This is a genomic window from Pseudomonas sp. NPDC089534 (genome assembly GCF_044749305.1).
Lineage (GTDB): Bacteria > Pseudomonadota > Gammaproteobacteria > Pseudomonadales > Pseudomonadaceae > Aquipseudomonas > Aquipseudomonas ekonensis.
The window spans coordinates 73,415-86,873 of record NZ_JBIVHR010000015.1; the positions used below are offsets into that span (position 1 = coordinate 73,415).

General features: G+C 66.4%; 8 protein-coding genes. 1 reads left to right on the forward strand and 7 read right to left on the reverse strand.

Translation table 11 applies throughout. The features are described 5' to 3' along the window. Nucleotides 1-29 precede the first annotated feature (29 nt). Nucleotides 30-1,580, forward strand: coding sequence for a PLP-dependent aminotransferase family protein (locus ACIP0B_RS06905; RefSeq protein ID WP_400830729.1), 1,551 nt, complete (start codon nt 30-32; stop codon nt 1,578-1,580). A gap of 18 nt (nt 1,581-1,598) precedes the next feature. On the opposite strand, the gene ACIP0B_RS06910 is transcribed toward ACIP0B_RS06905, so the two are convergent. The 7 genes from ACIP0B_RS06910 to ACIP0B_RS06940 form a co-directional block, all read right to left on the reverse strand. Continuing rightward, entirely contained in the window at nt 1,599-6,203 is a 4,605-nt protein-coding gene (locus ACIP0B_RS06910) for a hypothetical protein (protein WP_400830730.1), read from the reverse strand. 148 nt (nt 6,204-6,351) lie between these two features. Beyond that, nucleotides 6,352-7,452, reverse strand: a complete 1,101-nt coding sequence (locus tag ACIP0B_RS06915) for a polyamine ABC transporter substrate-binding protein (protein ID WP_400830732.1) — start codon at nt 7,450-7,452, stop codon at nt 6,352-6,354. Continuing rightward, a complete protein-coding gene (locus tag ACIP0B_RS06920; RefSeq protein ID WP_400830733.1) occupies nt 7,449-8,474 on the reverse strand; it encodes a histone deacetylase family protein in 1,026 nt (341 codons plus the stop codon). Before ACIP0B_RS06920 ends, ACIP0B_RS06915 begins: the two co-directional genes overlap by 4 nt. Before the next feature lie 144 nt (nt 8,475-8,618). Beyond that, nucleotides 8,619-9,617 (reverse strand): AraC family transcriptional regulator, encoded by a 999-nt coding sequence (locus ACIP0B_RS06925; protein WP_400830734.1) that lies wholly within the window; start codon nt 9,615-9,617, stop codon nt 8,619-8,621. A gap of 193 nt (nt 9,618-9,810) precedes the next feature. After that, entirely contained in the window at nt 9,811-10,815 is a 1,005-nt protein-coding gene (locus ACIP0B_RS06930; RefSeq protein WP_400830735.1) for an asparaginase, read from the reverse strand. 104 nt (nt 10,816-10,919) lie between these two features. After that, the gene (locus tag ACIP0B_RS06935; RefSeq protein ID WP_400830737.1) at nt 10,920-12,359 is read right to left on the reverse strand and encodes an alanine/glycine:cation symporter family protein; all 1,440 of its coding nucleotides are present in this window, start codon (nt 12,357-12,359) and stop codon (nt 10,920-10,922) included. A 451-nt stretch (nt 12,360-12,810) separates the two neighbouring features. Further along, nucleotides 12,811-13,459: lyase family protein (locus tag ACIP0B_RS06940; RefSeq protein ID WP_400830738.1), on the reverse strand; the 649-nt coding region annotated here is incomplete at its 5' end.

Sequence of the window (13,459 nt, forward strand, 5' to 3'; positions counted from 1 at the left end):
CTCATGACCAATTTCATAGGGCCATTGCCATGACCAGCGTGCCGTTGTCCTTGTCCTTCAACCCGGCGGGCATCGAACTCGATCGCCGTCAGGGGTTGAGCCGTCAGCTGTATCAGGCGTTGCGCCTGCGGGTGCTGGACGGGCGCCTGGCCAGCGGCATGCGCCTGCCGGCGAGCCGGGACCTGGCCGCCGCGCTGGGCATTTCCCGCAACAGCGTGGTGCGGGCCTACGATCAGCTGTATGCCGAAGGATTCATCGAAGGAAGGGTCGGCGACGGAACGTATGTGGCGCAGTTGCCGCAGGCACCGCTGTCGGCGGAAAAGTTTTCCACAAAAGTATCCACAGGCTTTTCAACAGGCTTACCCACAGCCTTATCCACAAAATGCGAGAATTTGCCTGGGTATTCATCCAGTAAAGTTATCCACAGTGCCGCCTTCGAGCGGGTCACGAAGAACCATTTGCCGATGCCGCCCAGTGGTCCGCCCAAGGCATTCCGGGTCGGCGTTCCGGCGTTCGATCTGTTTCCGTTCGAGGTCTGGGCCAAGCTGAACGCGGCTTTCTGGCGCAAGCCGGACCTTGAGCAGTTGTGCTACGGCGATCCGGCAGGCGATGCGCGGCTGCGCGGGATGATCGCGGCGTACCTGCGCAGCTCGCGGGGCATGCAGTGCACGGCTGAGCAAATTGTGATCACCAGTGGCGCGCAGCAGGGAATCAGCCTTTGTGCACAGTTGCTGGTGGAGCCGGGCGACGGTGTGGCCATCGAGAATCCGGGCTATCGGGCGGCAGGCCATGCCTTTGCGCTCGCCGGTGCCCAGCTGCACGGGGTGGCGGTGGACAGCGAAGGCATCGACTGCGGCGAGCTGGACCGGCTCGGCGATTGCCGGCTGGCCTACGTCACCCCCTCGCACCAGTACCCCACCGGCGTGGTCATGAGCCTGGCCCGGCGCCTGGAGCTGCTGGCCTGGGCCGAGCGCACCCGGGGCTGGATCATCGAGGATGACTACGACGGCGAGTACCGTTACAGCGGCGCGCCGCTGGCGCCGTTGGCGGCGCTCGACCGTCATGGCCGGGTGCTGTATGTCGGCACGTTCGGCAAGGTCGCGTTTCCGGCGCTGCGCCTGGGCTATCTGGTGCTGCCTCCGGCGCTGGTGCAGGCGTTTGCGCAACGGCGTGCGGTGGATGTGCGGCATTCCGAGGTCAGCACCCAGGCGGTCATGGCCGAGTTCATGGCCGCCGGGCACTTCCAGCGGCACATCCGGCGCATGCGCCGGGCCGCCCTGAACCGGCGCAATTGCCTGCTGGCCCATTGGCCCGCCGGCATCCGTGGCGTCGGCCCGTTGCCCAACGTGATGGCCGGCCTGCACCTGACGGTGCCGGTCGACAGCGTGGCGCGCGAGCGCGAGCTGATCGAAAGGGCCCAAGGCGTCGGCGTCGAGGTCAATGGATTGAGCGGATATTGGCTGCCCGGCTCGTCGACCCCGATGGATCGACGGGCCGGCCTGGTGCTGGGGTTCGCGGCGGTGCCCGAACCGGCGATCCTGGACGCGCTGACCCGCCTGTGCGCCGCGTGGCGTGACTGACTACGCGGTGCACGGGGCTCAAGGCTTGGACGGGCCGGGTGAACGGCGCTTCAGAAACAGGTCGAGCACCTGCGGCTTGACCAGCCGGCGCAGGGCATTGTCCACCGCGTCAAACGTGTCCAGCTCCTGGCGGGCCTTGTCCGGCAGCGATTGCAGGTACTCATCGGCGAGCTTGAGATGGGCAACGGTGAACCGGTCGTCGGCGTCGGTCGCCTTGTCGTAGTGAAAGTGCGCGACCCACAGCGGCCTGTTCTGCTGTTTCTTGTCGAGCACGCGGTACTCCTGGAAGCAGTCCTTGCGTTGCCGGGTCTTGATGCGACCGCGCGGATCCTTGACGATTTCGGTCTGGCCGTGTTCGTGCAGCCACTGGAGATAGGCTTCGCGGGGTTTGCGTCGCTTGATGATGTCACTGTAGATCCTGACGCCTTCCCGACGGCATTTCGCAGCCGCCGACTGCAGATCCGCGCTCAGCCGGTTGTCGGCCCATTGCGTGTTTCCCGACGCCTTCTTGCGCTCATAGACGGCATGGACATCCTTGGCCGCCTGCTCAAGCAGGGCAGCCCGCTGATCGAACAGATCCTTCATGTCCGCCGGAATGCGCCGGGGGCGCCGGGAATCCGCGCTTGTATGCTTGATGAAGAGATCGTTGCCGCTGTACAGCGAATGGCCCTTGCTGAGGATCTCGGCGTCGTCCGCCGGCGGGGGCTGCACGGCGCGGCGGGCCGGTGCCTTGACGATGGGGACCTTGTCGAGCGGCTCGGTGCTCGGCGCAGGCGCAGGCGCTGCCCGCGCCGGAGCAAGGGCCCGTGGCCGCAGTTTGTTCACCCTGCCGACGGCGCGCGACGTGGACGGCCCCGGATCGAGCCTGGACATGGCCGCCACCGGAATCTCTTCGGGTTCGGGCAGCAATGCGAGCAGGCGCGCGCGCGCCAGCTGGAGAAACTCGGCGACGAGCTCCATCACCCGCCCGAACCGGACCGGCTCCAGTTGAGCGGGCGAGCCGGCCAGCAGATCCTCCAGGCGCTTCTGGCAATCCTCCAGACGGTCGACCAGCGCGGTGACCCTTTCGGCGTCCGGGGACTCGGTGGCCGCAGGCTCTGCGGCCTCGCCCCGTTCGACCAGGGCATGCCCCGCGTCTCCGGCCTCATCGAGTATGCCGAAGAGGGTCTGGCGTGTCGCATCGGCGGTGCCGTCCGGCACCTCGCTCAGGCAGAGGTCGGTGGACATCCCGACTTCATTGGCGAGGAAGTCGTAGCGCGACAGCACCGGCCGCAGTTTCTCCAGTTTACCGGCGACCTCCTGGGTCTGGCCGGTTCCTTTCATCAGTGTGGCCAGCGTGCCGTCCATGCGGTCGAGCCGTTCGACGATCTCGTTGCTGACGTCGATGGCGACCCGTGTCGCCTCCAGCTGCTGTGCGCGGGCCGAAGGATCCGACGCCGGCGTCTGGCTCACCAGCGGTTTGACATGGCTGATGTATTCGCGAAGCTTCAGCCTGATCCAGCCGTTGATGCTGCGATGCTGCTCAACGGTCAAGCGCATCTGTTGCGCCTGGTGGAACACACCGGTGCCGCCCATTGCTTTCCAGGTGTCCAGATCCGTCAGTGCCTGGGTGTAGCCGTTGATCAACGTGTCGGACTTCGCCAGGTAGGCGGGTACGGAGGCTTCGGACAGGGCCGCCTGCGGACTTTGATCCTCGGCGGGGATCAGGAGCTCGTCCAGCGCGGCCTTCAGGACGGGCTCCTGCTCCAGGAATGCCTGCAGCGCATTCCAGGCCTCGGTCATTTTCCTCGCCTTTTCCTGGCGCAACGCCTGAATCCGGCCGGTCGGCTGCCCTGCGCGCAACCGCAGCCGCAGATCCCAGGCCCAGAGTCCTTCCTCCTTGTCGAACAGGATGCACAGGCCCGGCCGTTCGGGATGGTCCGGATCGATGACGCTGACCGGCCCGTCCTCGCCGTGACGGACTTCGAACCAGCGCTTGCCGACCTGGGCGTAGGTTTTGTCCGCGGCCTCGTGCAGATGATCTGCGTTGAGCGCAGCGTCCGCCGCCGGCGGGGATGCCGTCACCTGCAATCGGTCGATGAGTCGCTCGAAGCGTGTGCCGGATGACGTGCGGATGCCGTTGATCGGCGCCAGCGCAGACAGGTGGGCCTTGGGCAGTTCCGCGTCCGGCAGGGCCGGTTCCAGGGTGACCTTCGCCGGCATCGGCGGAGCAGGCGCTTCGAGGGGGGGAGCCTCCTGCGGCGATCCTGTGTCCGAAGACCCCGAGAGCCGCAGGCGGCGCCAGGCCATCCGGTGGGTCAGCAGGATGCTCAGCGTCAGCAGCACATCGCCGATGGATGACCATTGCACCACGGTGTCGCCGCGCCCGTGGGCTTCGATGGCCTGCTGAATCTGGCCGATGCCTTGCCAGACCCAGACGGCGGTGGCCGCCGGGCCGCTCAGGAAATTGGCGGCCACGCCGAAGATCGCCCAGCCGCTGTCGGTCAGCAGTGCCAGGCGCCGTTCCGCGTTGGAGGTCGACTGGCGGTCGGCGAGGCGGACAAGGGCCTGGCTGTGGCTGCTGAACAGCGTTGCGGGGATGTCGCCGGCCAGCGGCGTGTCGACCAGCCTGATCGAGGGAGAAAGGCCAAGGTGGATGAACGGCTCGAAGGCCAGGTCGGCGATGGTTCGCGGCGACGGTATGCCGTTCGGGAACACATACTGGGAATACTCGAAGCTCAAGCCATCGTCGGCCAGCCAGGCCAGCACCGAGTCGCGCAGTTCGCCCTGCTGGTGGAGCGCGTACAGCATGTTCTGCGCGGACTCGAACTGGAGCAGCGTTCGGTCCATCAGGGGCCGGTACAGCAGGCACGGCCCGCTCCGGCCATGGCCCGGCCCGATGATGTACATGTTGGCGACCGTGTCCGTCTCGCTGCCCGGGCGGTAGCGCGGCATGAACGCCAGCGGGCGGATCTGCACCGGCCAGTCGGCGGCCGGGACCTTGCCGGTCATGGACGCCATCAGCTGGCAGACCTGCCGATAACCCCGCTCGTCGACGTTCCCTTCCTGCTTGAGCTTGCACTCCAGGGCCCGCAGCGGCAGCAGGAACGGCAGCTGACGGCAATAGCGGCTCCTGTGGCGCCGTGCTTGCTCCGGGTCATCGATGAGGGTGCGCTTGACCAGTCGCGTGTAGCTTTCGCCGACATTGATCCGTTCGGCAAGGCGCACCAGCAGCGCCAGCGTCATCCAGTCCGGCGTGGCCGACCCGTCGGCGTAGGCGACCGTCGCCAGGTAGGGGCGGGCGTTGCGCAGGGCGAACTGGCCGAGGGTCTCGACGCTGCGGCCGTACGGCGAGGGCAGCGTCAGGCCGCCGGCCTCGAAGCTTTGGGCCACGGTGATCCGCACGTCATCCAGACGCCATGCCGCATCCTCGCCCTTTCTTTCCTCGGCGATGGCCTCGCGCATCTGCTGCTGGGCATAGGTCTGTATCGGCTGGAGGTCTTCGCTGGCGAAGGCATCGTCGTCGGCTTCCTCCCGGAGGCGGCCCAAGGCGTTCAGGTATCCGCTGTAGGCCTGGATATCCTCCAGCGAGCCCGCCGACAGCCATGGCGGAATCGCATCGGCCAATTGGGCGATGTGCCGGTTGTCCTGGGCGCTGAGCGTCCTGATTTCGGTTTTCAGCGGCGCGAGCCGGGCGAGAGCCGAGGGGCTGGCCGGGTCGAGCGCATCGATGGAGTCGAGCTGGCTGTTCACCAGCGACCAGGCCATGGCATCGAAGACGTTTCCTTCGGGTTCGTAGACGCGCCACTTCAGGCGGAAATCGCCAAGGGCGGCGCCGATCCGCTCGGGCAGCACGGCGCCCAGCTGCTCCATTGTGTCGAAGGCTTCGTAACCGTCGGAGATCGTGTACATCACGATCAGCTCACGGTCGCCGTTGTCGGCGGTCAGCACCAGCGCACCGGGCGCCATCAGATGGCGGGTGTCGGCGGTCCCGGCCGAGTCAAAGGCATAATCCAGATCCAGCAGGCAGGCGCGGACATTCGACAAGCCGCTGCCTTCCAGCCGGCGCGAGGCCTTGTCGGGAAACCGCGAAACGCGCCGGCAAAGCTCGCACCGGGCCGAATCCCAGCCGTTGACGGACTCGATGTCGAGCGATGTCCTCAGCAGGTCGGACATCGCTTGCCAGCGCGGCACGCCACCGACGGCTTCATTCCAGTAGTCCAGCTGGCTCTGCTGGAAGTACGCGAAGACCTCGGGTGCCTGTTCATTGAGCAGCGCGGTCAATGCGTCCATGTCGACGGGCAGGTGGATCGGTTCCTGCGCATAGGGCGTCAGGGTCAGGAAGTGCTCGCCCTCGATGTAGTCGGCGGATGCCTGGTCAAGGGCCTGCCGCACCAGCGCATGGCTGAGCGTTTCGAAACGGCTGCTGTCGCTGACCAGCGCGCCGTTTTGCCGGTGCCATATCGGAGACATCACGACCGCCATGTCGGGATCGATGTCCAGCTCGGGAAACCGCTGCTTCAGTGCATTGCGCAATTGCCGGCTCGTGGCGGCATGCAGGGTCGGGCCGTGGCTGATCTGTTCGATCAGGCGGCTTTTGTTCAGTAGCGGCGGTACGGGCGTTGCGGTCGGTGTTTCACTCATGGAGGCGGAACCGTTCGGGTGCTGATGGGAGGGTGAGTCGCGCTCAGCCCAACGGTAGGCGGGCACCGGACGGTGACGGTGGTAGAGGGTTACCGCAGGCAAAAAAAGACCCGCACGGGAGGCGGGTCCTTTTGGGGCCGGTGCCGGATCAGGTGCCGGACTTGATCCGGGTCCAGGCCCGGGTGCGCGCGCGCTCGGCGTCGCGGGGCAGCGGCTGCAGGGTGTATAGCGTGTTCATGGCCGCGTCGGTTGGGTACAGGTTCGGGTTGTTGCGGATCGCCGGATCGACCTGTTGCGTGGCGTCCTTGTTGGGGTTCGGGTAACCGACGAAGTCGCTGACCGGCGCGATCACCTGCGGCTGCAGCAGGTAGTTGATGAAGGTGTAGGCGTCCTGCGGGTTCTGCGCGCCCTTGGGGATGGCGAGCATGTCGAACCAGATCGGCGCGCCTTCCTTGGGCAGGCGCATGTCCACCACCACGCCGTTCTTCGCTTCCTTGGCGCGGTTGGCGGCCTGGGAGAAGCTGCCCGAGTAGCCCACCGCCACGCAGATGTCGCCGTTGGCGATGTCGGCCATGTACTTGGAGGAATGGAAGTAGGTGACGTACGGACGGATCTTCAGCAGCAACGCTTCGGCCTTGGCGTAGTCCTGCGGGTTCTTGCTGTTGGGGTCCAGCCCCAGGTGCTGCAGGGCCAGCGGCAGGATCTCCGACGGCGAGTCGAGCAGGGCGACGCCGCACTGCTTGAGCTTGCCGATGTTCTCTTCCTTGAAGATCAGGTCCCAGCTGTCCACGGGGGCGTTGTCGCCCAGCGCAGCCTTGACCTTGGCGGGGTTGAAGCCGATCAGGATGGTGCCGTACATGTACGGCACGGCGAACTTGTTGCCCGGATCGTTGGCCTCGATCAGCTTCATCAGTTTGGGGTCGAGGTGGTTCCAGTTCGGCAGCCGGCTGCGGTCCAGCGGCTGGAACACCCCGGCCTCGATCTGCTTGGCGAGGAACACGTTGGACGGCACCACCACGTCATAGCCGGAGTTGCCGGTCAGCAGCTTGGCCTCCAGCGCTTCGTTGGTGTCGAAGATGTCGTAGACCAGTTTGGTCTGGGCGTTCTGCGCCTTGAAGTCCTCCAGGGCCTTGGGGGTGATGTAGTCGAACCAGTTGTAGACGCGCAGGGTGCGTTCTTCGGCGTGCGCGGCGCCGGCGAGCAACGCGGCGCACAACGTCGGGGCGATGAGGGTCTTGAGGCTGTTCATTGTTCGAAGCCTTCCAGCACGTTCACCGCGTTGATGCCGATTTCCTCCACGGCGTAACCGCCTTCCATGACGAACAGCGTCGGCTTGCCCAGGGCGGCGATGCGCTTGCCCATGGCCAGGTAGTCCGGGCTGTCGAGCTTGAACTGCGAGATCGGGTCGTCCTTGAACGTGTCCACGCCCAGGGACACGACGACGATGTCGGCGCCGTAGCGCTCGATCTCTTGGCAGGCCTGTTCCAGCGCGTCGCTCCACACGTCCCAGCCTGCGCCGGCCGGCAGCGGGTAGTTGAAGTTGAAGCCTTCGCCGGCGCCTTCGCCGCGCTCGTCTTCATAGCCGAGGAAGAACGGGAACTCCGCCTCCGGGTGGCCATGGATCGAGGTGAACAGCACGTCGCTGCGTTCGTAGAAGATCGACTGGGTGCCGTTGCCGTGGTGGTAGTCCACGTCGAGGATCGCGACTTTCTTGTGGCCCTGATCGAGGAACGCCTGGGCGGCGATGGCGGCGTTGTTGAGGTAGCAGTAGCCGCCCATCAGGTCGCCGGCGGCGTGGTGTCCCGGCGGACGGCACAGGGCGAAGGCGCTGCGGGCGCCGCGCTGGATTTCCGCCTGGGCGGTCAGCGCCACCTGCGCGGCGCTGTAGGCCGCCTGCCAGGTGCCGGCGGTGATCGGCGCGCCGCCGTCGAAGCTGTAGTAGCCGAGCTGGCCGTGCAGGCTGGTCGGCTTCACCTGGCGCAGGGTGCGCGCCGGCCAGGTGTAGGGCAGCAGGTCGCCGTCGGTGTTGAATTCGGTCCAGCGCGCCCAGGCGCCCTTGAAGAAATCGAGGTAGTCGCGGCTGTGGATGCGGGCGATCGGGTCGAGGCCGAAGTCCTTCGGCGCCTGCACCGGGCCCAGGTTCTGGTGCTTGACCCGTTGCAGCACGTGGTCGGCGCGGGACGGCATCTCGAAGCAGGGCTTGAGCTGGCCGTCGATGAGTTCGCAGCGGCCGTGGTGCAGGTGGTGGTCGTCCGAGTAGATCGTCAGCATTTGTTGTTCTCCGCAGGGCTGATTCGGTTGAACACAGTGTTGCGGCCCGAGGCGGATCGGAGAACGGCGGGAGCGGCCAAAAGGGGATCGATGCGGCCAAAAGTGCTGACCTCAATTCGCCCCTCGCTCTTGCCGAGGCGGGGCTCAGCCGTGGGGGCGGAACTGGCTCGGGGCCACGCCGCTCCAGCGCACGAAGGCATGGCGGAAGCTCGCGGTCTCGCTGAAGCCCAGGGTTTCGGCGATGCGGTAGATCGGCATCTGGTCTTCGCACAGCATCTGCTTGGCCCGCTCGAAGCGCAGCTCGTCGAGCAGTTCCTGATAGCTGCAGCCCATGTCCTTGAGGTGCCGGCGCAGGGTGCGCGGCGAGCAGTTCATCTGCTGCGCCAGCCCCTCCAGCCCCGGCGCGCAATTGAGCTGCGCGCCGAGCAACTGGCGGATCCGTCCCAGCCAGGCCTGGCGCCCGGTGAACTCGGTGTTCTGCTTGCGGCAGCGCTCGGCCATGGCCTGGTGGGTGATGGTGTCGGCCAGGGGCAACGGCTGGTCGAGCCAGCGCCGCTCGAACGCGAAGGCGTTGTCCTTGGCGCGAAAGTGCAGCGGGCAGTCGAAGGGCTCGGCGTAGCTGTCGCGGTAGTCCGGGGCGGCGTGCTCGAAGCGCGCGGCGCGCAACGGCAGCGGGTGGCCGAGCAGGTCGTCGCAGATGACTTTCAGCGAGACCAGGCAGAACTCGGCGTTGAACACCGCCATCGCCGGGCTCTCGCGGTAGTCGGCGGCGACGAACCAGACCTGTTCGCCGTCGTCCTCCAGGCTCAGTTCGAACAGGGTGCCCAGCAGCGCCGGATAACGGATCGCCAGGCGCAGGGCGTCACCGAAGGTGGCACAGGTGAGCAGGGCGTAACCGAGTATCCCGTAGCAGGAAACATGCATGCGCCGGCCCAGCTCCAGGCCGATGTCGTGCTTGAGCGCCACGGCGTTGGCGCACACCTGCATCTCCTGGTTGGTGGTGATGCGCGTGTCGGCACGGCTCAGATCCGCCGCGCTGATGCCGCTGCCGGCCAGCAGCGCGTCGCCGGACAACCCTTGGTCCTTGAAGGTGTTGAGGATCAGGGAGACGGCGTTGAGGGTGGTGAGGTGGGAGTGGAGCATGGGATCTTCCAGCCTGGGGATGGCTGGAACGCAGCAAGTTGCATGCCGGACGGGAACTGTAAGGGTGAGTATGGGGGGAGTCATTGTGGCGAGGGAGCTTGCTCCCGCCCGGCTGCGCAGCAGCCGTGACGGTGACGGGGCCGCTATGCGGCCCGGCGGGAGCAAGCTCCCTCGCCACCAGGTTCGGACTGTGTCAGGCGAGTTCGCCGCACAGGTCCAGTTCGACCAGGCGCCGCACGTCGGCGTCGCCCAGCCCCGCGCCCAGCAGCGCGTTCAGCTTGCCGAACGCCGCCTCGCGGGTCATGCCGCCGCCGGACAGGACGCCCACGCCGCGCAAACGGCTGCCGGCCTCGTAGATGTCCAGCTCGACCCCGCCCTCATGGCATTGCGTCACGGCGACGACCACCACGCCCTTGTCCCGCGCCCGGCCGAGGCTGGCGAGGAATTCGGGGTTGTCGCTCGGGCCGGTGCCGCTGCCGTAGCACTCCAGCACCAGGCCCTGGATGCCGCTGGCGGTCAGGCCGTCGACGACCTGTGCCGAGATGCCGGGGAACAGCGGCAGCACCGCGACGTTCGCCAACTGCTTCGGCGCGCTGTAGGTCAGTTGGGCAGGCAGCGAAGCCGCCGGCGTGCCGCCGCCCTGGCGCTCCAGCCGCTTGAACGGGTGACGCCCGAAGCTGCGCACCTTCGCGCAGCGGGTCGGCGCCAGCAGCTCGCCGTGGAAGTACAGGTGCACGCCCGGCGCCAGGCCCTGGCCGAGGGCGGTCAACGCACCGCTGAGGTTTTCCCAGGCATCGCTGTCGGTGACGCCGGCCGGCAGCATCGAGCCGGTGAAGCACACGCGGGCGTGCAGGCCCAGCAGCTGGAAGCTCATGGCGGCGGCGCTGTAGGCCAGGGTGTCGGTGCCGTGCAGGATCAGCACGCTGTCGCAGCCCTGCACATCGACGGCATCGACCACCGCTTCGCGCAGTTGCTGCCAGTAGGCCGGGGTCATGTTGGCGCTGTCGATCAGCGGCGACATTTCGCGAAAGCGCCACTGCGGCACCACCAGCTCAGGCTGGCCGCGCAGGTACTCGCGCATCCGCGCCTCGAAACCGGAGGCCGGGGCCAGGCCGTTGGCGCTGGCCTGCATGCCGATGGTGCCGCCGGTGTACAGCACCATGACGTGCTGGGCGGCAGGGTAGGTCGAAGGGTTCATGGGATTCTCCGAAACGGTGAGGGCCTGTGGGAGCGGGCAAGCCCGCCCTCACATTTAACGCACTGTAACCGACGGGCGCAGAGGATGCGCCCGCCGTTCACCCGTCAGCGTTGCGCTGCGGGCACGCCTTGCGGCTCGGCTTGGGCGGCCGGCGAAGTTTCGGCAGGCCAGGCCTTCAGGTCCAGGTCCAGGTCGGCGAACTTGCGCGAGTCGAACACTGGCTGGTCGACGCCGGCGCGGCGCTGCTCGTCGTAGTCGCGCATCACGCGCAGGCCGACCTTGAACAGCATGGCCAGGGCCACCAGGTTGACGAAGGCCAGGCAGGTCATGGTGATGTCGGCGAAGGCGAACACGGTCGACAGGTCCTGCATCGAACCCCAGACCACCAGCGCCAGCACCAGGCCGCGGAACAGCATCAGCACCAGGCGGTTGCGGCTGAGGAACTGCAGGCTGTTCTCGCCCAGGTAGTAGTTGTAGAGGATGCAGGTGAACACGAACAGCGACAGTGCGACGCTCACGAACAGGCGGCCCCAGTCGCCGACCACGGCGGCCAGCGAGTTCTGGGTCAGGACGATGCCGTCGCCTTCGAAGCCCGGGGTGTAGAAGCCCGACAGCAGGATCAGCAGCGCGGTGCAGGTGCAGATCACGAAGGTGTCGAGGAACACGCTGAAGGCCTGAACCACGCCTTGGGCGCCCGGGTGCTTCACGGCGGCCACGGCAGCCACGTTAGGCGCACTGCCCAGGCCCGCTTCGTTGGCGAACACGCCACGCTTCACGCCCATGACGATGGCGCTGCCGAGCAGGCCGCCGAAGGCCGGGTCGAGGCCGAAGGCGCTCTTGAAGATGGTCTCCAGCATGGCCGGCACGTGTTCGATCTGGGTGCCGATCACGTACAGGGTCACGGCGATGTAGGCCAGGGTCTTGACCGGCACCAGCAGGTCGGACACCGCGGCGATGCGCTTGATGCCGCCGATGAAGGTGATGGCCAGCAGCACCGCCAGGACGATGCCGGTGTGGCGCGGATCGAAGTCGAAGGCGTTCTGCAGCGAGTGGGTCACGGTGTAGGACTGCAGGCCGATGAAGGCGAAGCCGTAGGTGACCAGCAGCAGGATGGAGAACACCACCGCCATGCCTTTGAGTTTCAGGCCGTGCTGGATGTAGTAGGCCGGGCCGCCACGGTACAGGCCGTCGCCGTCCGCGCGCTTGTAGACCTGGGCCAGGGTGCATTCGAAGAAGCTGCTGGACATTCCGACCAGTGCGGTCACCCACATCCAGAACACCGCGCCCGGACCGCCGAGGGTCACGGCGATGCCGACACCGGCGATGTTGCCTGCGCCGACGCGGCCGGCGAGGCTGAGCATCAGGGCCTGGAACGAGCTGAGCTGCCCGGCGTTGCCTTTGAGGCTGTCGCGGAACACCGCGAACATGTGGGTGAAGTGGCGCAGTTGAACGAAACGCGAGCGAATCGTGAAGTAGCTGCCGAGCCCGACAATGAGCAAGATCAGTACTTTGCCTGAGAGGAAGTCGTTGATGACTTCTAGCATGGATTTTTCCTCGCTGTTTTTTGTGTAAGCAAATGCTGGACGGTCTGAAACATCGCGTTACACCGGTGTGCGCGCGGCACAACAGGCGAGGCGAAGGTTTCGTCCCGGTTCCATATCGCGGGTTTGTTATTAGTTCGGGTTTCGCATGGGTTTGGGCCTCGTTACCGACGACCGCTCACGCGAAGAGGGGCGGCACTATACCTATCAGTGCGGCGCCCGTCTGCACGGTTGTGGTGCAAGCGACGGAACGAAGGCTTTGAAACACCCGGCGTTACCGGCGCCGGGCTTGTGTGGAGGTTGCTCTTTTTTTGTGCGAGCAATCCCCAGACATACGGGTCTCAGGATCGAAAAGTTAAAAAAAAGGGCTTGGGGAGCAATCCCCAAGCCCTCAAAAGGTGAGAGGTGTCTAGTCCCTCGACCTGGTGAGCGGTACAGCGAATAACGCGTCGGTTCAGGCTTTGAGCGGAACCAGACGTGGAGCGATCATGTTTTCCGGGCGCAGGATGTCGGCGAGCATGGCGTCGTCGAGCAGGCCTTCTTCGCGCACCAGTTCCAGCACGCCGCGGCCGGTCTCGAGGGCGACGCGGGCGATGCGGGTGGCGTTCTTGTAGCCGATGTACGGGTTCAGGGCGGTGACCAGGCCGATCGAGTGCTCGACCAGTTCACGGCAGCGCGCTTCGTTGGCGGTGATGCCGACGATGCAGTGCTCGCGCAGCATGTCCATGGCGCGTTGCAGCAGGCGGATCGAGTCGAGGATCTTGAAGGCGATCAGCGGCTCCATCACGTTCAGCTGCAGTTGGCCGCCTTCGGCCGCCATGGTCAGCGCCAGGTCGTTGCCGATGACCTGGAAGGCAACCTGGTTCACGGCTTCCGGGATCACCGGGTTGACCTTGCCCGGCATGATCGAGCTGCCTGGCTGACGCGCCGGCAGGTTGATCTCGTTGATGCCGGTGCGCGGGCCGCTGGACAGCAGGCGCAGGTCGTTGCAGATCTTCGACAGCTTGACCGCGGTGCGCTTGAGCATGCCGGAGAACAGCACGAAGGCGCCCGCCCCCGCCCCGCCCTCGGCGGTCAACCTGCTGGGCACCGACGACCAGGGC

Coding starts and splice junctions, on each gene's coding strand:
- ACIP0B_RS06905 (WP_400830729.1), top strand. CDS start 30: ATGACCAGCGTGCCGTTGTCCTTGTCCTTCAACCCGGCGGGCATCGAA.
- ACIP0B_RS06910 (WP_400830730.1), bottom strand. CDS start 6,203: ATGAGTGAAACACCGACCGCAACGCCCGTACCGCCGCTACTGAACAAA.
- ACIP0B_RS06930 (WP_400830735.1), bottom strand. CDS start 10,815: ATGAACCCTTCGACCTACCCTGCCGCCCAGCACGTCATGGTGCTGTAC.
- ACIP0B_RS06920 (WP_400830733.1), bottom strand. CDS start 8,474: ATGCTGACGATCTACTCGGACGACCACCACCTGCACCACGGCCGCTGC.
- ACIP0B_RS06925 (WP_400830734.1), bottom strand. CDS start 9,617: ATGCTCCACTCCCACCTCACCACCCTCAACGCCGTCTCCCTGATCCTC.
- ACIP0B_RS06935 (WP_400830737.1), bottom strand. CDS start 12,359: ATGCTAGAAGTCATCAACGACTTCCTCTCAGGCAAAGTACTGATCTTG.
- ACIP0B_RS06915 (WP_400830732.1), bottom strand. CDS start 7,452: ATGAACAGCCTCAAGACCCTCATCGCCCCGACGTTGTGCGCCGCGTTG.